The organism is Helicobacter ailurogastricus (assembly GCF_001282945.1).
In the GTDB taxonomy this organism is placed as follows: domain Bacteria; phylum Campylobacterota; class Campylobacteria; order Campylobacterales; family Helicobacteraceae; genus Helicobacter; species Helicobacter ailurogastricus.
Genome location: NZ_CDMG01000004.1, coordinates 193316 through 211661, shown reverse-complemented (window position 1 = coordinate 211661; position 18346 = coordinate 193316). Strand labels below are relative to the sequence as shown.

The window sequence follows — 18346 nt, the reverse complement described above, 5'->3', positions numbered from 1 at the left end:
TAAAAGTTAACCAATCTCCACATGAAGCCATTTAAATTCGCCGTAAGTCTCGCGGATGGCTTCCTCAAGTTTATCAAATCGCCCACAATCATTCTTAAAATTGCGTAATAAGCACCCCGCGCTGAATTTATGGCAATTCAACTCGGAATCATCTACGGGAAAATATGCGTAGTCTTTGCCTTTGGCTTGACTCTTTGCGCTTTCATATGCTGTTTTAGCGCGCTGGGCTACTTGTTCTGAGCCAAATGAATGACCATTTTTGTCAGAAGCGATATAAATTTTCCCGCTCTCTTTGAGCTTGCCCGCTCTTTCGTCCTCTAGGCGTGTTAAAAAGTGGCGGGGGTCGGCGCATCTGATCCACGCCTTGCCGTCTCTATCGGTGATCTCGACAATGAGATTACCCCCTATGTAGATACCCGAATGTTCCGCCAAAGACAAAAAGCCAATCTTGCAATACACAACAGATCCAGGTTTAGCATACCTCTCCAAGCTTGTAATTTTTGCCATAGAAAACTCCTTTAAGATACTTTTCCTCATCCATCATCATCTATCATCCACTAACGCCAATCCTCAAGCCTGTGGATTGTGGATTGTGGATTGTGGCATATTCTCCCCTAAAAAAATAATTTAAAATAAACCGCTTCTTTTGAACTCTCCAAAAATATCTAGCAAAGTTTGCGCTGTGTGTTTGGCTTGCTCTAAACTCATTTTTTGATGGCATGGCAAAGAGATTTCGGCTTGATAAAAACTCTGGGCTTTAGGGAGGCTTTGCACGCCTAGCAAGTTTTGGTAAAGCTTAAAGGTGTGTATGGGTTTGTAATGCACTTGCACGCCCATTTTGGCTTGCAAGAGCGCGTCTAAAATTTGCGTCTTATGCTCCCACAAAAAGGGCTTTAGCAAAATGGGGTATAAATGGTTGGTGCTTTTAATCGTTGAAGCCAAGCCGGCGTGCAAGCAAGTAAAATAGGGGTTGTTGGCGAACAGGCGATCATACAAGCAGGCGATCTCTTCTCTCTTGGCGATGAAGGCATCGACTTTTTTCAGTTGGCTTAAGCCCAGCGCGGCTTGTAATTCATTCATCCTAAAATTGTAGCCCAAAGTTTGCACCTGCGTGTCCCACCCACATTTTTCTACCCCGTGCGCCATCAGCAATTTAAGTCTTTGATAAAGCGCGTCATCATTTGTGGCGATCGCCCCTCCTTCGGCGGTGGTGATGGGTTTAATGGCGTGGAAGCTAAAAACGCTCGCATCGGCCAGTTTGCCAATTTTGCTCCCCTGATACTCCCCTCCAAAGGCGTGTGAGCTGTCGCTGATAAAAATGAGCCCATGTTGGGTACAAAAGGCTTTAATCGCTGCCACATCCACACTCGCCCCTCCATAATCCACGCTCACCACCGCTCTAACCCCCGCTTTTAGGCAATCTTTTAAAAGCGTGGGGTCAATGTTGCCATCATCCCCGATGTCGCAAAAAATAGGCGTGGCTTGTGTGGCTAGGAGCATGTTTGCGGTCGCCACAAAGCTTATAGGGGTGGTGATGACCTTAGAGTGGCCTAAATCCAAAGCCTGATAGAGCATAAAAAGCGCGCTCGTGGCATTCGTGCAAACCACAACATGCCTAACCCCTAAGTAATCTGCCAAAGCCCGCTCAAAATGCTCCACTAAAGGGCCTTGCGCTAAGTGCGCCCCTTGCAGGGCCTTTTGCACCGCCTCTATGTCGTCCTGCTCGATTAATTGCGTGCTGTAAGGGTTGATCTGCAAAAAAATCCTTTTTATCAGTGCTTAACAAGCCCAAATTATGCCACAAAAAGCGCACTTTTCACGGCCTTAAGCTGACCTTGGCACCCCGCCCTATACCTTGAATTAGTGCAAAATTTGATAAGCGCAAAAATTTGTGTGTTTATTGATGGATAATGTCAATGCCTGCTGGGGGAGTGAATTGGAAAAGGGCGGGCTCTAGGGCGATGTTGGCGCGCACACCGCTGAAGGTGATTTCGACATGGCTTTGCATCTTATCGGTGAAGTTGAGCTTGAAGGGCAGACCATCTTTTAAAGTGAGGTAGTAGATTGTGTGGTTGATTTTGGCTTTATAACGGCCATCTTTTTGCAATTTAGCTTTTTTGAGGATCGCGAAAAAATCTAGGGCCTTGTCTAACTTGGTGTAAGTGGCTTGCAATAATCTAGGCTCGTAGATGATCACTTGCTTGTCTTGCATATAGACCTCTTTGGGACTGGGCTTGGTGTAGCTCCACTTTGCAAAAAAAGGGGCTTTGGCTAAAATTTGCCCTTCATAGGTGGGGTTGATTGGCGAGGGAGTCGTGCCCAGCACCACTTGTTTAAAATGCGCACTAAAGCTATTAAAGTGCAGGGGGGCGGACACTAAAAACTGGAAACACAGGACAAGGGGCAGGATGAAAGGGCGCATGGGCTCTCCTTTTATTAGGAATTTTACAAAATTTTGTTAGAATCCGCTCTTATGCGAAAAGACATTTTATCCTTGGGATTATAAGGATGCTTAGAATGATTAAAGCCGTGCTGGGTAAGATTGTTGGCACAAGAAACCAAAGGGAGATCAAGCGCTACCAAAAACAGGTGGCCGTGATCAACGGCCTAGAAGCTGAGTTGCAAGCTTTGGGTGATGGGGAGTTGCAGGAGCGTTTTTTTGGCTTAAAAGAGGCGGTGCAAAGCGGACAAAAGGATTTAGCAGAGGTTTTGCCCTTAAGTTTTGCGATCACTAGGGAGGCTTCTAGGCGCATTTTAGGCATGCGCCATTTTGATGTGCAGCTCATCGGCGGGATGGTCTTGCACGAGGGCAAGATTGCCGAGATGAAAACAGGAGAGGGCAAAACCTTAGTGGCGACTTTAGCCGTGGCTTTGAATGCTTTGGGTGGGCGCAGCGTGCATGTTGTGACGGTGAATGACTACCTAGCCCAAAGGGACGCGACACAAATGCAACCCCTGTATAATTTCTTGGGTTACAGCGTGGGGGTGGTTACGGCTGGCGTGGATGATGAGGAACGCCTAGAGATTTACGCCAATAATGTTGTCTATGGCACCAACAACGAATTTGGCTTTGATTACCTTAGAGACAATATGAAGTTCTCTTTGGGGCAAAAGGTGCAAAAAGAACATGCCTTTGCGATCGTGGATGAGGTGGATTCGATTTTGATCGATGAAGCCCGTACCCCCCTTATTATCTCTGGCCCTGTGAATAAGCGCATGGAGAATTACGAGCGCGCCGACACGGTCGCTAAAAACATGCAAGCAGACATAGACTTCACCATTGACGAAAAAAATCGGGTGATTTTAATCACAGAGGAGGGCATTAAGAAGGCAGAGGAACTCTTTGGCGTGGATAACCTTTACAGCCTAGAAAACGCGATTTTATCCCACCACCTAGATCAAGCCCTCAAGGCGCACTATCTCTTTGCGCGGGATAAAGATTATGTCGTGGCAAATGGCGAAGTGGTGATTGTGGATGAATTTACGGGGCGCTTGAGCGAGGGGCGGCGCTTTAGCGAGGGCTTACACCAAGCTTTAGAGGCGAAAGAAAAGGTGGGCATTAAAGAGGAGAGCCAAACTTTAGCCGACATCACTTTTCAAAATTACTTTAGACTCTATGACAAACTCTCAGGCATGACAGGCACCGCCCAAACAGAGGCAACTGAGTTTTTGGAAATTTATAATTTAGAAGTCGTGTCTGTACCCACGAATCTACCCATCCAGCGCAAAGACCTAAACGACTTGATTTATAAAAGCGAGCGGGAGAAGTTTGAAGCGGTGGTGGCTAAGATTAAAGAGCTGCACGCCATAGGCCAACCCGTTTTAGTGGGCACGGCCAGCATCCAAAAGAGCGAGGCTTTGCACGCTCTGCTCCAAAAAGAGCGCATCCCCCACACGGTGCTCAACGCCAAACAGCACACCAAAGAAGCCGAGATCATCAAAGACGCGGGGCTCAAGGGGGCTGTAACCATCGCCACCAACATGGCCGGGCGGGGTGTGGATATTAAACTCAGCCAAGAGATCAAAGACTTGGGCGGGCTTTACATCATCGGCACAGAGCGCCACGAGAGTCGGCGCATCGACAACCAGCTAAGGGGGCGCTCTGGGCGGCAGGGCGATCCCGGGGTCAGTCAATTTTATTTGAGCCTTGAGGATGGCCTGCTTAGAATCTTTGGCAGCGACCGCATTAAGGGGGTGATGGAAAAATTAGGCCTGCAAGATGGCGAATACATCGAGTCTAAGCTAGTGACGCGCTCTGTGGAGAATGCCCAAAAGAAAGTCGAGGCCTTGCACTTTGAAAGCCGTAAGCATCTGCTGGAGTATGACGATGTCGCCAACGAACAGCGCAAAACCGTTTATAAATTCCGCAATGAATTATTAGACGACAACTACGACATCGGCGCGCGCATTGCTGAGAATCGCCAATACGCAGTGGCCCACATTTTAGAGCACAACCAAGCTTTTAAAGAGCAGGATTTTTCAAGCGAGGATTTAGAAAATGCCGCGCAAGTCTTGCAAGAGGAGTTTAACACCCATATCGACTTTACCTCTTTACAAGAGCGGGATTTTAATGCGGTGGAAAACTTCATTTTAAAGGCCCTAGAGGCGCAATACGCCGCCAAAATGGCGCATGTTGAGGATTTAAACAAAATCGAGCGGGTGGTGTATTTACAGATTTTAGACAACGCTTGGCGCGAACACCTTTACACGATGGATAACCTCAAAACAGGCATCGGGCTTAGGGGTTATAACCAAAAAGACCCCTTAGTGGAGTATAAAAAAGAAAGCTACAATCTCTTTTTAGAGCTCATTGACTCCATCAAGCTAGAGGCCATTAAAACTTTCCACAAACTCGAATTGGTCGCCAACACCCCCGAAGACACCGCGCGTTTTTTAAGCGGCTTAGAGGATGAACAATTAGAATTGAGTTTTAACAACCAAGAGATTGAAGCGGGTTTAAGCAGTTGGGGCGGGGATAAGGAACCCACCAAGACTCCTACACGCAACAGCCCTTGTTATTGTGGCAGCGGCAAAAAGTATAAAAATTGCCACGCTAAAAGCGGACCTAAAAAAGGAATTTTTGCGACCCAAAACAAATCCACAGATGCCTAAAGCTTCTTTGGTGGCGTTTTTAGTACGCCGCTATTTGCGTTTTGATAAAACCCAGCCTTTCATCAGCATCACCGCGATCTTGGCCTTTTTAGGAGTGGGGGTGGGGGTGATGGTCTTGATTGTGGCGATGGCGATCATGAATGGCATGAATGCCGAGTTTGAAAAAAAGCTCTTTGTGATGAATTACCCGCTCACCCTTTATGCCACGAGCTATTATGGCGTGGAGCAAAAGACCTTAGATGCCCTAGAAAAACGCTTCCCCAACTTGCGCTTTAGCCCCTATTTGCAAAGCCAAGTCGTGGCGCGCTTTAATGGCATGCTGAGTGGAGGGATGCTCTTTGGGGTGGATATACAAAAGGAAGTCCAGATCAACGACATTTTAAAAAAGGGCTTAAAGGGGGATGATTTGCAAGCTTTTAAGCGCACGCCCTTTAACTTAGTGGCGGGCAAGGGCTTTAAAGATTCTTTGCTTTTAGGCAACACCCACCAAATCGATCTCTTTTTCACCAAATTAGAACCCACAGGCTTTGTACTCTCCCCGACCATGAAACGCTTCCAGCTCAAAGGTTTTTTTGAATCCGGGCTTAAGGCTTACGATGGGAGCTATTTATACACGAATATAGAGGCTTTGCAGGCGATTAGGGATTTGCCCGCAGGGGTGTATGATGGCGTGCATGTCTATTCCAAAACCCCCATGCAAGACATGGAGAAGATCAAGAAAGCCTTAAAAGAAATCCCCAACAATGGGGTAGATATTGAGGGGTGGTGGCAACAAAATGGCAACTTTTTTTCCGCGATGGCTTTAGAAAAGCGCGCCCTTTTCATTGTTTTAATGTTGATCATTTTAATGGCAAGCTTGAATATCATCAGCTCTTTATTAATGGTGGTGATGAATCGCCGCAAAGAGATCGCCCTCTTACTCAGTTTAGGCACAACTACAAAAGAAATCCAAAAGAGTTTTTTTACTTTGGGCTCGGTCATCGGCGTGGGGGGGATTGTTTTAGGCGTGGTGTTGGCCTTTATCGTGCTGTGGGTGCTTTCCACCTTCCCCATCATTTCCCTGCCCGCTGATGTCTATGGCATCAATAAATTGCCCCTGGACTTGTCGGCTGTGGATTTTTTGAGTACGCTGATTGGTGCGCTTGTCATTGTCGCCCTGTCGTCTTACTACCCCGCGCGCAAAGCGGCAAGTGTGGATGCGCTCGCCATTTTACGCAACGAATAGTCATTTACCATTGTTAAGTTGCTTTATGCTACAATCAGCCCGTTCCTTGTTTATTTTGACAGGACTAAATCTAGTGGAGAGAAGCTTTGAAGAACATTTATGTAGGGAATTTGGTTTATAGCGCGTCAAATCAGGAAGTCGAAGAACTCTTTAGCCAATTTGGGGCTGTGAGCTCGGTGAAGTTGATTCAAGACCGCGAAACCAAAAGACCTAAAGGATTTGGGTTTGTGGAAATGGAGGATGAGGGCGCACAACAAGCCATCGCCAAGTTAGACAACACGGATTTTATGGGCAGGACGATCCGTGTTACAGAAGCAAACCCCCGCAAATAACCCCTAGCCCAAAAAAGCTTTGCGCTTTTTAAGCCTATGGTAGGCGAGCGCGAAGCGGTGCGCTTCATCTCTTAATTTTTGTAAAAATTGCAAACGAACATCTTGCGCCTCTAGGTGCCAAGTTTGTGAAGTGTTGTAGATCACATCCGCCACATCCCCGCCTCCCCGTTTAGCCCGCTTGTTGGCCTTTTCTTTTGCTAAAGCAATCACCGCTACACTTGCCCCAAAACTTTCTAAGATTTGCGTGGCTAAAAGGGCTTGGGCGCGCCCCCCATCAATGAGCCACAAGTCGGGAAATTTGCCTTGTTTTGCGCGCCGCTCTAGCATTTCTTGCATTTGGCTATATTCATCTTTGCCTTGAAGGGTGTAGCGTCTGTATGCATTTTTTACCCACTTGCCCCCAAGCCACACGACCATGCCCCCCACGCATGCGCTTTGGGCATGGTGGCTCACATCAAAAACTTCAATGCGCTTAGGGGGGTTTTTTAACTCTAAGAGCTCTTGCAAGGCTAAAATGATTTGCACTTCGGGCCGCTCTGTGCGTTTTAGCAAGGTTTGCACCGCTTGCAAATAATCCCTAAAAACCGCCGCTTCTTCAAAGCGCTCTTGCGTGGCCAAGACACGCATGCGCTCTTGCAAGCGCGCGCATAGTTTTTCTTTGTTGTTTAGCAAGTCTAGGGCTTCTTGCACAAGGGGGGCGTAATCTTGCGTGGAAATCTTGCCCGCACAGGGGGCAAAACAACGCCCCATTTGGTGAAAAATACAAGGCTTTTTGCCCCTTAAACAGCCCTTGCTTTGCACGAGGGGGATGAAGGCTTGCACGCTCTCTAAGAGCTCAAGCGAGGCCAGACTAAAAGGTCCAAAGCACTTATGCCCTTCTAGGGGTGCTCTTGTGCGCTCTAAGATGGGGTAGGGCTTGCTTAAATCGATGCAAATGTAGGGGTAGGTTTTGGAGTCTTTTAAAAGAATGTTGTACTTGGGTTGTTTGGTCTTAATGAGCTTATTTTCTAACAAAAGGGCTTCTTCTTCGCTGTTTGTGGTTTGCACCTGCAAATAGGCGATTTGGCTTGCCATGCGCTGGATACGGACACTATTTTTAGGATTAGGGGCAATTTGGCTATCTTGGATTTTAAAGTAACTCAAGATGCGCTTTTGTAAATTCTTAGCCTTGCCCACATAGAGCAAGCGATCTTTGGAGTCAAAATACAGATAAACCCCACTCGTGGCGGGGAGGTTTTCAAGAGCCTTGCGATCCATGGTGCTTTTTAATACAAGTGCGGATATTTTCTAAAATCTCCCTTAGCTCAGGGTCTTTAAAGAGGTTTTCAAAGTCGCCTTTAGCGCGCTCATCGTAGTAAAGCTTGGGCGTTTCCACTTTGAAGTCTTGCTGGATGCGTTTAGGCAAATAGCCTTGCACTTCGGTGGGCATTGTGGGGATGTCTAATTGTTTAGCGGCTTGCAAGAGCGTAGAGGTGAAATACGCCTTTTGTCCCTTAAAGTATGCGTATGCGCTTGGGTGTTTAAAGACAAGCAGGAGTTTAGAATTTTTCATTACAATAGAGCGCAAACCCACAAGCACACCGGCGGGTAGATACAATTTTAATTGCTCAAGTTGCAGGCGCACCCTCAAGGGGGTTAAAAAGGGCTGTTGCAAGAGCGAGGAGAAAATCTTTTGCGCATCTTTCATAGTTGCATTTTAGCATGTTTGATCTCAGGCTGTGGCTACAAAGCCCCGCCCTTTTACAAGACAGACAAAATCCCCGCCACAAAGGCGCAAAGCCCCACCACGCAACACACCATTCAAGAGGAATAGATTTTAAGGTATAATGGAGGTTTTAGCGGAGAGTTGTATGTTTGAGCCTTACCCTTTTGAGCGACTAAGAGAGTTGTTAAAAGATTGCAAACGCGGCAGCTTGCCTTTAGATTTGTCCATCGGCGAGCCACAATTTGAAACCCCTTTAAGCGTGCAAGAAACCTTGCAAGCACACACCCAAGAACTGCGCTTTTACCCCAAAAGTAGCGGCGAGGATTTTTTAAAAGAGGCGCAAATGGCGTTTATTAAAAAGCGTTTTGGCGTGGAGGTCACTAAAGCGCAAATCATCCCCACCTTTGGGTCTAAAGAGGTGCTTTTTAGCCTGCCTATTTTTTATCTGCACGATAAAGAAAACCCCACCATCGCCTTTGCTAACCCCTTTTATCAAGTCTATTTAGCTAGCGCGCGGGTGGCGCGCGCGCGGGTGGTTTTAATGGATTTGAGCCCAGAAAACGACTTCACGCCCACACTAGAAGAAGAGGCGCATTTAGTCATTTTAAACTCGCCCAATAACCCCACAGGGCGCACTTTGGATTTAGAAGAACTCAAAGAGTGGGTTTTGCGGGCATTAGACGAAGATTTTCTTTTAGTCAATGACGAGTGTTACAGCAATATTTACGCCAGCACCCCCCCCACCTCCATTTTGCAAGCCTGTATTGAGGTGGGCAACACAGATTTTAAAAATGTCCTTGCCATCAACTCGCTTTCTAAAACTTTGAGCGCGCCGGGCCTTAGAAGCGCGTACATCGCAGGGGACGCTGACATTTTAAAGCCCTATCAAGTCTTTAGAAGTTATAGCGGCTGCGCCCTCCCCTTGCCCTTGCAACATGCCAGCGCGGTCGGCTGGCTTGATTTAAAATCCCAAGAGCACATCCGCCACATCTACGCCAGAAATCTAAATCTTGCCCAAGAGATTTTAGGTGCGCCAATTTATCCCACAAGCTTTTATGTGTGGCTAGGCGTTGAGGATGGGCAGGCTTTTACCCGCCACCTTTACACCATAGAGGGGCTAAAAGTCTTGCCCGGGGATTTTCTAGGCTATGGCGACAGCCCACACACAAGAGACTTTGTACGGGTGGCTTTGGTCTATGCGCCAGACACTCTAGCCCCCGCCCTAACAGCCCTTAAAAACGCTCTAGATTCGTATTGATGCTAGATCGCCCCATCCACACCTATAAAATCCACTTCATCGGCATCGGGGGAATTGGCATCTCAGGTTTAGCCAAGTATTTAAAGGCACAGGGGGCGGTGGTGAGCGGATCAGACATCGCGCGAAGTTACATCACCGACTATTTAGAGGGGCTAGGCATCCCCATTACCATCCCGCATGACCCCAGCGCACTTATAGACCAAGAGGTGGTGATCCACTCGGCGATCATTAAGGTGGATAACGTGGAGATCGTGGCGGCGATGGAGAAAAATTGCGTGATTCTCTCGCGCAAGCGGGCACTAGAATACATTTTGGGAGATAAGCGCGTCTTTAGCGTGTGCGGAGCGCATGGCAAAAGTACGACCAGCGCCATGCTAGCCGCCCTGTTGCCTCACTTTGGCGCGATCATCGGGGCGGCTTCTAAAGCCTTTGGCTCTAACGTGCGCGAGAGCCAAAGCCCTAGCCTTGTCTTTGAGGCAGACGAGTCGGATCAGAGCTTTTTAAGCTCTAATCCTTATTGCGCCTTGGTTACCAACGCTGAAGTGGAGCATTTAGAGGGGTATAACTACGATTTAGAAGCGTTTTATCAGGCCTACATCGACTTTATCCAAATGGGGCAAAGGCGGGTGATTAATGTCGATGACCCCTTTTTAAAGGGCTTAAAACTAGAGGCTATCCGCCTAAACCCCGCCAAAGACATTAGCCAAATTGAATACTTTTTAAGAGAGGATGAGCCTTATACCCGTTTTAGGTTTAAAGATCATGGCGTGTTTGAGGTGTGGGGGCTGGGCGCGCACACGGCCAGCAACGCCAGTCTAGCGATTTTAGCCGCCCTAGAGGAATTGCCCCTAGAGCAACTAAGGAAAAACCTTTTAGACTTTAAGGGCATTAAAAAACGCTTTGACATCTTGCAAAAGGGGGAGTTTGTGCTCATAGACGACTACGCCCACCATCCCACAGAAATTGTCGCCACCTTGCAAGCCCTGCAAACCTACGCTGATTTAAAGGGCTTAAAAGAGGCGATCGTCTTTTGGCAACCCCATAAATACTCCCGCCTGTTTGACAATTTAAAGGGCTTTCAAGAGTGCTTTAACCACCCGATCGTCCGCCAGCTTTATATTTTGCCCGTGTGGCGGGCGGGCGAAAAGCCAAGAGAGGTGGATATGCAAGCCTTATTTGGGCATTTGCAACCGACTTTCATTGACCGCCTTTGGCGCACTAAAGAGGGGCTAGAGCTGTTTGTGCAGGGTGTCAAAATCCGCACGCTTAACAAGGGGCTAGCCATTGGCTTTGGGGCAGGCGACATCACCAACCAGCTCAGGGGCGAGCTGTGAGCGGGTGGATTGTTTTATGCCTTGTGCTGGTGCTGTTGTGGTTTTTGCTTAAAGACTTTTTTGGACGGGGGTTTAAGCAAAAAATCGCGGTGGTGGTGTTTTTAGGCGTGCTCGCTGCCAGCTTAGGGCTTTACACCTATAAGCAAGACAAAATCAATCAAGAACAAGTCGCCTTGCAGAGGGATTTTTTAAGAGGGTTGCTTTTAGATTGTGATGGGGTGAAGGTGAGCCAAAAGGATTTTAGCCTCGTGACAGGCACTTTAAGCTTTCTTGGCAAACAAAACACCCCCATGCAGGGCATTTTAGTAGATTTGCAAAGCTGTAAGCTGGCCAAATGATCGCTGTTAAGCTAGATTTAGCCCCCTTTTTAGAGCGGTTTGTAAGCTTTTTAGCCCGCCCCAAAGACATTGCCTTTAACTTCCCCGAGCAAACATGGGCGCATTTACAAGAATTAGAAAGTCTAGAGATCGCCACCCCCCCCTTAGTAGCCCCCTTAAACGAGTCGTTAAAAGCCTTTAAAAAAGGGGGGGTGTTGCACCTTGAGGCGTTGTTTGCCTTGATTCAAATCACCCGTTATTTTCTGTACCTAAAAAAGCAAGTCTCTCCCAAATCCCCCGCCTTTTACGCCTATTTGCAAAACTTAAACATCCCGCAAGAGTTGTTGCAATTAGAGGCACAAATGCAAGAGGAAGCGGGCTTTAAAAGCGGGTTTTACCCCGAGCTAGACGCACAACAAGAGAGCCTAAAGCGGCTTAAGAGCGCGCAACAAAAAATCTTTAGCCAAATTTTGGCGCAAAAGTCTTTAGAGCCCTACCTAGTCGATCGCCAAGTGCATTTGGTGCAAGGGGTGGAGACCTTGCTTTTAAAACCGGGGTTTTCTAGCGTGTTTAAGGGCATTGTGATTGCCCGCTCACACAGCGGACAATTCTACATAGAACCCCTAGAGGCAAAAACCCTAAACCATAAAATCCAAGAAACGCTCACCAAGATCGCCCATTGTTTGCAACAAATTTGCGCCCAGTGGAGCGTGAAACTGCGCCCACTCTTTCTCTTTTTACGCTTTTTTGACCGCCAATTTGACTACTTAGACCACCTACAAGGGCGCATCAATTTTGCCAAAAGCGGGGGGCTAAACTTTGTCAAACCCAACACCAGCGGGCAATTTGTGTTAAAAGACTTCGCCCACCCCAGCCTAAAAGAGCCCAAGCCCTTGAGCGTGGATTTTAACCACGCTTTACTGCTCGTTACGGGCGTAAATACGGGGGGCAAGACGATGCTTTTAAAGTCTTTGCTTGCCAGTGTGTGGTTGGCTAAACACTTTTTGCCCTTTAAAATCAACCCCCACCACTCCAAGATTCCTTACATTGAGAACATCCAAGCCATCATCAGCGACCCACAAAACAGCCAAAACGACATCTCCACCTTTGCAGGGCGCATGCTAGACTTCTCCCACGCCCTAAAAACCCCTAATCTTTTGCTCGGCGTGGATGAAATTGAGCTAGGCACAGACGCGGCCGAGGCCAGCTGTCTTTACAAAGCCCTTTTAGAAAAACTCATCAATCAGGGGGCTAAAGTCGTGGTAACCACCCACCACAAGCATTTAGCCCTGCTTTTAGCCCGAAACCGCGCTGTGCAACTTTTAGCCGCCAATTACGACCACCAAGCCCAAATGCCCACCTACACCTTCACCCCGGGGCTCATTGGCAAGAGTTACGCCTTTGAAACGGCTCTGCGCTATGGCGTGCCCGCTGATTTGATCGACGAGGCCAAAGAGCTTTACGGGGCAGATCAAGAGAATTTAAACGCCTTGATCGAGCGCACCAGCGCCCTAGAGCAGGAATTGCAAACCAAGCAACAAGAATTGCAAGAAATGCAAGAAGCCCAAGAGAGGGCTTATCAAGAAAAATTAACAAAAATCCACGAGGCGCACAGGCGCAAAGAGCAAGAACAACAAGCCCTAGAGCAAAGTTACAGCAAAGCCCTCAAACAAATGCAAGAGACGCTTAGGGAGTTTAACCGCACACAAAATCAAAGCCTAGCGCACCAGCAAATCCAAGCCATCCAAGCGGGCTTAAAACGCCCCAAAGAGCAGACTCCGCTTAAAGAAAACAAAACCCTAGAAGTGGGCGACTTTGTGGGCTATGGCAAGCTTAGTGGGGAGATCGTGGCAATCAGCGCAGGGCTTTACAGCGTGGCGTTGGAAAATGGGCTAAAAATTAAAACCAAAGCCGAGAGTCTAAAGCCTAAACAAAAACCCCAAGCCCCAAAAGCAGAGGTGCACATCAAGCACAAACCCCAAGCCAAGGGGCAAATGCGCCTAGATTTATGCGGACTAGACACCCAAGAAGCTCTAGAGCAAGCCCAAGACTTTTTAGCCAACGCTTTGCTAGCGGGCTTTGAAGAGGTGTTGATCGTGCATGGCAAGGGCAAGGGGATTTTAAGAAACGCGCTAAGAGAGTGGCTCAAAATTCACCCAAAGGTCCTAGAATTTAGCGATGCCCCCTACAATTTAGGCGGCTCTGGAGCGCAGGTTGTTAAAATATAGGTTTTAAAATCTAAAAAATTCAAACAAGAAAATTTAATGCAAGATTTAAAATGGTGGCCACGATTGGACTTGAACCAACGACCACTACCATGTCAAGGTAGTGCTCTACCAACTGAGCTACGCGACCGCAATCACAACGCGATTACTAAAAGAAACGCGCATTATACCCTACTTTGCTTGTTTTTTGCCTTAAAGCTCTTTAAAATGAGTAGCCCCACGCCCACATCAATCAACACATCGGCTAGGTTAAAGATCGCAAAGTCAAATTGGTAATGCCAATAGACATAATCGATCACATGCCCATGCACAAAGCGATCGAGCACATTAGAAGCTCCAGCCCCTAAAATCAACCCAAAGGGCAAAGCATTTTCTTTAAAAAACGCCTTTTGCAACCACAAAAACACCCCCAAACCAGCGAGCAACACCACTTGTAAATATTTCAGCCACGCCCCTAAAAAGTGCAGCATGGAGAACGCCACGCCCTCATTGTAGGCAAGCACAATAGAGATCACAGCACCTTCATAGCGCAAGCCGTTTAAAATAAATTGCTTCACAATCTGATCGGCAACAAGGGCTAGCCCAAAGGCAAGCCAAAAACTTAAGCCGCTTTTCAATCCAAATGCTCTTTAAAAAACGCCTGCAACTCTTGGGCGCGCTTTTCTAACAAGGTTTGTTGCTCCCCCTCTAGCAAAATGCGTAAAATATTTTCCGTGCCTGAGTAGCGGATCAAGTGGCGCAACCCCTCTTGCTCTAGGCTCTTAAGCAATTCTTCAAAGCCCGGGATGTCCTCTAGGGGCTTTTTGTGTTTGATGCGGACATTTTCTAAAATTTGGGGGTGCAACTCAAAGGGGTTGAGCACTTTACTGCTGGGTTTATCATTCTCGAGCACACAGGCGGCGACTTGCAACGCGCTCATGATCCCATCGCCCGTTTTGGCGTAATCGCCAAAGATGATGTGCCCGCTTTGTTCCCCCCCGAAGTTGATTTGGTGCTCTTGCATGCTTTGGCGCACCAGTTTATCGCCCACTCCACAGCGCACTAAAGCAATGCCCTGTTTTTCTAAATAGGCCTGCAGGGCTAAATTACTCATGGTGGTTACCACGATTTGGTTGTTGGCTAGTTTTGCTTTTTGTTGTTGGTAGGTGGCTAACACCCCGATGAGTTTATCCCCGTGCACAACTTCGCCCAAATTATCCACCACCACCAGCCGATCCGCGTCCCCATCTAAAGCGATGCCTAAATCCGCGCGGTAGCGCTTGACCTCTTGACTGAGCTCTAGCGGGTAGAGCGCGCCGCACTGCGCGTTGATGTTGCTTCCGCTGGGCTCATCGTTGATGACAATCACATCCGCTCCCAGCTCGCTAAAGACAATGGGGGCGACTTTATAGCCGGCCCCGTGCGCCGTGTCTATGACAATGCGCATGCCCTGCAGGCTTAAATGTTTGGGGAAAGAGTTTTTTAAATGCACGATGTAACGCCCGATCACATCGTCAATGCGCTTAGAGCTGCCAATCGCCACCCCGCACTGGCAACTGCTCTCTAGCCGCCCAGTGTCGTTAAAGATTTTTTCAATCTCTTCTTCGCTCTGTTTTTGGAGTTTGTCGCCAAAGCGGTCGAAAAACTTAATGCCATTGTCCTCAAAGGGGTTGTGGCTCGCGCTAATCATCACTCCCGCATCGCAGCGCATGTTCTCAGTTAAAAAGGCGATGGCAGGCGTGGGCATGGGCCCAATTTGCATCACATCATAGCCCACAGAAGTTAGAGCACTCACAAGGGCGTTTTCAATCATATACCCGCTCTTGCGCGTGTCCTTACCCACTAAAATTCTATTGCTCGTGGCTTGCCCTTTAAAATAAAGCCCGGCGGCAATGCCAAGCCGCATCACAAACATGGGCGTGATCTCCACCCCTGCCTTGCCCCGCACCCCATCTGTGCCAAACACCATGCCCTGCCCCATTTAATCAGTCTTTAATGCTTTTTTAGATAAAATCTTGCCATATTATTTTTGATAAAAGGATTAAATAGTGGCTAACCATAAATCCGCCGAAAAAAGGATTCGCCAAACCATTAAGCGCACTGAGCGCAACCGCTTTTATAAAACCCGCATTAAAAACGTCGTAAAAGCCGTGAGAGAGGCCATCGCCAGCCACGATGTGCCTAAAGCCCAAGACGCTTTAAAAGTGGCGAATAAAGAATTGCATAAATTCGTGAGCAAAGGGGTTTTAAAGAAAAACACCGCTTCTAGGAAAGTGTCCCGCCTCAACGCCAGCGTGAAAAAAATCGCCCTAGCCAACGCCTAAGCTGTGCTCTCTAGCAAACTCCAAGCCATCGTGGATCGTTACGATGCGCTCGCCCACTCTCTTACCCAACCTGAAGTTTTAGCCGACATCAAGCAGCTCACCGCCCTAAGCAAAGAGCAAGCGGGGCTGGAGGAGTTGGCCCAAGCCGCCAAAGCCTATTTACAGATTTTAGAAGGCATCCAAGAGAATAGGGCGCTCCTAGAAGATAAGGAATTGGGCGAACTGGCTAAGGAGGAGCTTAAGGCTCTAGAGGAGGAGAAAAACGCCCTAGAGGAGCGCATTAAAGTACTGCTTATCCCCAAAGACCCCAATGACAATAAAAACATTTACTTAGAGCTAAGAGCGGGCACAGGCGGCGATGAGGCGGGGATTTTCGTGGGCGACTTGTTTAAGGCCTATTGCCGTTACGCCGACTTGAAACGCTGGAAAGTGGAGATCGTAAGCTCGAGTGAAAACAGCGTGGGCGGGTATAAGGAGATGATCGCCTTGATCAAGGGGCAGGGGGTGTATTCAAGGCTCAAATTTGAAGCGGGCACGCACCGCGTGCAAAGGGTGCCTGAAACCGAGTCGCAAGGGCGTATCCACACCTCTGCCGTCACCGTGGCGATCATGCCCGAAGTGGACGATGTGGAGGTGAACATCAACCCCAGCGACTTGCGCATTGAGGTTTTTAGGGCAGGTGGGCATGGCGGGCAGTGTGTGAATACAACCGACTCGGCAGTGAGGATCACGCATGTGCCCACCGGAATCAGTGTGTCCATGCAAGATGAAAAATCCCAACACAAAAACCGCGACAAGGCGTTGAAGATTTTAAAAGCCCGCTTGTATGAAAAGCAGATCGAGGAGCAACAAGAGGCCAACTCCGCGAGTCGCAAAATGCAAGTGGGCAGTGGGGACCGAAGCGAGCGCATCCGCACTTACAACTACCCGCAAAACCGCCTAAGCGATCACCGCATTAATTTGACTTTATACAGCCTAGAAGAGTTGATGCTTTCGGGCAATTTAGACCCCGTGATCGAACCCTTGATCGCCCACGCGCAGGCGCAAGGCTTAGAGCAACAAGGAGAGTAACATGGTGGCACTTTTTGGCGGGCAAGGCTCACAAACGATCGGCATGGGGCAGGATTTATGCGCCAATTTTGGTTTGGCTAAACAGATGTGTGAGAGGGCGAGCGACCAACTACATACCGACATGGCTAAACTCCTTTGGAGCGAAAACCCCCTAATCAACCAAAGTGCCTACACCCAAAGCGCGATCTTTTTAGTGTCGCTCATGGCTTATGAAGTGTATAAACAAGAGGGGGGCAAAACCCCACAACTAGCCCTAGGCCACTCTTTGGGCGAGATCAGCGCCAATGGCGCGAGTGGGGCATTGGATTTAGAAAGTGGCTTAAAACTTGTCTTTGAGCGGGGGCGTTTGATGGAAGAGGTGTGCGCTAAAATGGGGCAAGAGATGGGCATGCTAGCGGTGCTTGGAGCGGACGTTGCCCTCTTAGAGTCCTTTTGTTTGCAAGCTAGAGAAGCCGGGCAGGTGCTCTATGCCGCTAATTTTAATGGATCTCAAATCGTGCTGGCCGGGGCGAAGGCGTATTTACAAAGCCTAGAGCCTAAAAGCTTTGGGGCAAAAAAGCTCGTGTTGTTGCCCATGAATGTCGTGAGCCATTGCCCCCTTTTAGAGCCGATGGTGCAACCTTTTAAAGTCCTACTAGAGCAACATTTAAAAGACAGCTACAACTTTGGCGTGGTGTCTAACACCACAACCCAAGTCTATAAGGACAAGGCAGAGGCACTGGAGTGCTTGGGCGTGCAACTCACCCAGCCCGTGCGCTACAAAGATTGCCTAGAGGTGTGCGAAAAAGAAGACTCTTTTTATGTGGAGTTTGGCACGAATGTTCTTAAAAACCTCAACAAACGCCTAAGCTCTAAGCCCACCTACACCATCACAAACACCGCCGAGCTCAAGGCTGCCTTGTTGGCTTAAGTTTGCCCTTCATTTGGGCTTTTTTGCTAGAATCCGCTAAATAAGATTTTGGAGAGAAAATGGCGGTGATTGGTAAATTGAGCTCTTTGCAGGGCTTGTTTTCTAAAACCCAAGAGTTAGAGGACCTTTACACTTACTTGAAGCAAGTGAGCGACCCTAAGCACCCCGCTTGCCAAGCCTTGTTGCAAAGGCAAGCCAGCTCAATGGTAAAAGAATTGACAGCGGGCATGCGCGCGATTGAGATTGTCTATACTCCTGAGCTGGGCGCACTTGAAACGCACAGGGCACACATAGATTTTTTACTAGTCGTGCTGGGTGAGGAGATTTTACACCTAGCCGACAAAACAGATTTAAGCGCACAAGAGCCTTATAACTTAGAAAAGGATCAAGAAACCTACCAACGCAACAGCCTATGTTATCAAGTGCCCTTGCACGCTGGATTGCTCGCGATTTTATTCCCCAACGATGCACACACCACAGAAGCCAAAAAACCCGGTCTTGTCTATAAAGTTGTGGTGAAAGTCCCTGTCAATCTCATTAAATTTAAGTTATAG

At 48.2% G+C, this 18346-nt stretch carries 19 protein-coding genes and 1 tRNA gene; 12 read left to right on the top strand and 8 right to left on the bottom strand.

The genetic code is table 11. The annotated features are described in order from the left end of the window. Positions 1–6: 6 nt before the first annotated feature. The 3 genes from HAL07_RS04085 to lolA form a co-directional block, all read right to left on the bottom strand. Complete coding sequence (locus tag HAL07_RS04085; protein ID WP_053945201.1) at positions 7–507, bottom strand: hypothetical protein; 501 nt, start codon at positions 505–507, stop codon at positions 7–9. Between the two features lie 120 nt (positions 508–627). Next, complete coding sequence (gene pseC, locus HAL07_RS04080) at positions 628–1752, bottom strand: UDP-4-amino-4,6-dideoxy-N-acetyl-beta-L-altrosamine transaminase (RefSeq protein WP_053945295.1); 1125 nt, start codon at positions 1750–1752, stop codon at positions 628–630. Between the two features lie 145 nt (positions 1753–1897). Then, positions 1898–2422, bottom strand: a complete 525-nt coding sequence (gene lolA / locus HAL07_RS04075; RefSeq protein WP_053945200.1) for a LolA-like outer membrane lipoprotein chaperone — start codon at positions 2420–2422, stop codon at positions 1898–1900. Between the two features lie 95 nt (positions 2423–2517). On the opposite strand from lolA, the gene secA reads away from it, so the two are divergent. The 3 genes from secA (at position 2518) to rbp (ending at position 6669) form a co-directional block, all read left to right on the top strand. After that, on the top strand, positions 2518–5112 hold the full coding sequence (gene secA, locus HAL07_RS04070) for a preprotein translocase subunit SecA (RefSeq protein ID WP_053945199.1): 2595 nt from the start codon (positions 2518–2520) through the stop codon (positions 5110–5112). Further along, entirely contained in the window at positions 5105–6337 is a 1233-nt protein-coding gene (locus HAL07_RS04065) for an FtsX-like permease family protein (protein ID WP_053945198.1), read from the top strand. The genes secA and HAL07_RS04065 overlap by 8 nt, the downstream gene beginning before the upstream one ends. 86 nt (positions 6338–6423) lie before the next feature. Further along, on the top strand, positions 6424–6669 hold the full coding sequence (rbp, locus tag HAL07_RS04060) for an RNA-binding regulator (protein WP_053945197.1): 246 nt from the start codon (positions 6424–6426) through the stop codon (positions 6667–6669). Positions 6670–6672: 3 nt separating this feature from the next. Here rbp and HAL07_RS04055 read toward each other — a convergent pair whose 3' ends face one another. Both HAL07_RS04055 and HAL07_RS04050 read right to left on the bottom strand, forming a co-directional pair. Beyond that, a complete protein-coding gene (locus tag HAL07_RS04055; RefSeq protein ID WP_053945196.1) occupies positions 6673–7926 on the bottom strand; it encodes a GIY-YIG nuclease family protein in 1254 nt (417 codons plus the stop codon). Continuing rightward, the gene (locus tag HAL07_RS04050; protein ID WP_053945195.1) at positions 7907–8356 is read right to left on the bottom strand and encodes a hypothetical protein; all 450 of its coding nucleotides are present in this window, start codon (positions 8354–8356) and stop codon (positions 7907–7909) included. Before HAL07_RS04050 ends, HAL07_RS04055 begins: the two co-directional genes overlap by 20 nt. Here HAL07_RS04050 and HAL07_RS08070 point away from each other — a divergent pair. From HAL07_RS08070 to HAL07_RS04030, 5 genes are read left to right on the top strand one after another with little or no spacing between them, the layout of a single operon-like run. Next, on the top strand, positions 8342–8482 hold the full coding sequence (locus tag HAL07_RS08070) for a hypothetical protein (RefSeq protein WP_197271564.1): 141 nt from the start codon (positions 8342–8344) through the stop codon (positions 8480–8482). The genes HAL07_RS04050 and HAL07_RS08070 overlap by 15 nt on opposite strands. Positions 8483–8495: 13 nt before the next feature. After that, positions 8496–9632 carry a succinyldiaminopimelate transaminase gene (locus HAL07_RS04045; protein ID WP_231630007.1) on the top strand — a complete coding sequence of 379 codons (1137 nt, stop codon included), beginning with the start codon at positions 8496–8498 and terminating at the stop codon, positions 9630–9632. After that, on the top strand, positions 9632–10966 hold the full coding sequence (gene murC, locus HAL07_RS04040; RefSeq protein ID WP_053940943.1) for a UDP-N-acetylmuramate--L-alanine ligase: 1335 nt from the start codon (positions 9632–9634) through the stop codon (positions 10964–10966). The genes HAL07_RS04045 and murC overlap by 1 nt, the downstream gene beginning before the upstream one ends. Beyond that, positions 10963–11304, top strand: coding sequence for a hypothetical protein (locus HAL07_RS04035; RefSeq protein WP_053940927.1), 342 nt, complete (start codon positions 10963–10965; stop codon positions 11302–11304). The genes murC and HAL07_RS04035 overlap by 4 nt, the downstream gene beginning before the upstream one ends. After that, the gene (locus HAL07_RS04030; RefSeq protein WP_053945194.1) at positions 11301–13511 is read left to right on the top strand and encodes an endonuclease MutS2; all 2211 of its coding nucleotides are present in this window, start codon (positions 11301–11303) and stop codon (positions 13509–13511) included. Before HAL07_RS04035 ends, HAL07_RS04030 begins: the two co-directional genes overlap by 4 nt. A 51-nt stretch (positions 13512–13562) precedes the next feature. Here HAL07_RS04030 and HAL07_RS04025 read toward each other — a convergent pair. The 3 genes from HAL07_RS04025 to glmM form a co-directional block, all read right to left on the bottom strand. Beyond that, positions 13563–13638: transfer RNA gene (locus HAL07_RS04025), tRNA-Val, on the bottom strand. 34 nt (positions 13639–13672) lie between these two features. Continuing rightward, on the bottom strand, positions 13673–14125 hold the full coding sequence (gene lspA / locus HAL07_RS04020) for a signal peptidase II (protein ID WP_053940929.1): 453 nt from the start codon (positions 14123–14125) through the stop codon (positions 13673–13675). After that, positions 14122–15456, bottom strand: a complete 1335-nt coding sequence (glmM, locus tag HAL07_RS04015) for a phosphoglucosamine mutase (RefSeq protein WP_199767024.1) — start codon at positions 15454–15456, stop codon at positions 14122–14124. The genes lspA and glmM overlap by 4 nt, the downstream gene beginning before the upstream one ends. Positions 15457–15535: 79 nt before the next feature. Between glmM and rpsT the strand changes: the two genes are divergently transcribed. Genes rpsT through HAL07_RS03995 form a run of 4 tightly spaced genes read left to right on the top strand, consistent with a single transcriptional unit; the run spans position 15536 to position 18346 of the window. Further along, a complete protein-coding gene (gene rpsT, locus HAL07_RS04010; RefSeq protein WP_015106084.1) occupies positions 15536–15811 on the top strand; it encodes a 30S ribosomal protein S20 in 276 nt (91 codons plus the stop codon). A 3-nt stretch (positions 15812–15814) separates the two neighbouring features. Further along, the gene (gene prfA / locus HAL07_RS04005) at positions 15815–16882 is read left to right on the top strand and encodes a peptide chain release factor 1 (RefSeq protein WP_015106083.1); all 1068 of its coding nucleotides are present in this window, start codon (positions 15815–15817) and stop codon (positions 16880–16882) included. 1 nt (position 16883) lies between these two features. Beyond that, positions 16884–17792: an ACP S-malonyltransferase gene (locus HAL07_RS04000; RefSeq protein ID WP_053945192.1), complete on the top strand. Its 909-nt coding sequence runs from the start codon at positions 16884–16886 to the stop codon at positions 17790–17792. Between the two features lie 59 nt (positions 17793–17851). Continuing rightward, positions 17852–18346 carry a YhcH/YjgK/YiaL family protein gene (locus HAL07_RS03995; protein ID WP_053945191.1) on the top strand — a complete coding sequence of 165 codons (495 nt, stop codon included), beginning with the start codon at positions 17852–17854 and terminating at the stop codon, positions 18344–18346.

Excerpts from the sequence above, each read along its gene's own strand:
- HAL07_RS04085 (WP_053945201.1), bottom strand. The coding sequence starts at position 507 with ATGGCAAAAATTACAAGCTTGGAGAGGTATGCTAAACCTGGATCTGTT.
- lolA (WP_053945200.1), bottom strand. The coding sequence starts at position 2,422 with ATGCGCCCTTTCATCCTGCCCCTTGTCCTGTGTTTCCAGTTTTTAGTG.
- secA (WP_053945199.1), top strand. The coding sequence starts at position 2,518 with ATGATTAAAGCCGTGCTGGGTAAGATTGTTGGCACAAGAAACCAAAGG.
- HAL07_RS04065 (WP_053945198.1), top strand. The coding sequence starts at position 5,105 with ATGCCTAAAGCTTCTTTGGTGGCGTTTTTAGTACGCCGCTATTTGCGT.
- HAL07_RS04055 (WP_053945196.1), bottom strand. The coding sequence starts at position 7,926 with ATGGATCGCAAGGCTCTTGAAAACCTCCCCGCCACGAGTGGGGTTTAT.
- HAL07_RS04050 (WP_053945195.1), bottom strand. The coding sequence starts at position 8,356 with ATGAAAGATGCGCAAAAGATTTTCTCCTCGCTCTTGCAACAGCCCTTT.
- HAL07_RS04045 (WP_231630007.1), top strand. The coding sequence starts at position 8,496 with ATGGAGGTTTTAGCGGAGAGTTGTATGTTTGAGCCTTACCCTTTTGAG.
- murC (WP_053940943.1), top strand. The coding sequence starts at position 9,632 with ATGCTAGATCGCCCCATCCACACCTATAAAATCCACTTCATCGGCATC.
- HAL07_RS04030 (WP_053945194.1), top strand. The coding sequence starts at position 11,301 with ATGATCGCTGTTAAGCTAGATTTAGCCCCCTTTTTAGAGCGGTTTGTA.
- glmM (WP_199767024.1), bottom strand. The coding sequence starts at position 15,456 with ATGGTGTTTGGCACAGATGGGGTGCGGGGCAAGGCAGGGGTGGAGATC.
- HAL07_RS04000 (WP_053945192.1), top strand. The coding sequence starts at position 16,884 with ATGGTGGCACTTTTTGGCGGGCAAGGCTCACAAACGATCGGCATGGGG.
- HAL07_RS03995 (WP_053945191.1), top strand. The coding sequence starts at position 17,852 with ATGGCGGTGATTGGTAAATTGAGCTCTTTGCAGGGCTTGTTTTCTAAA.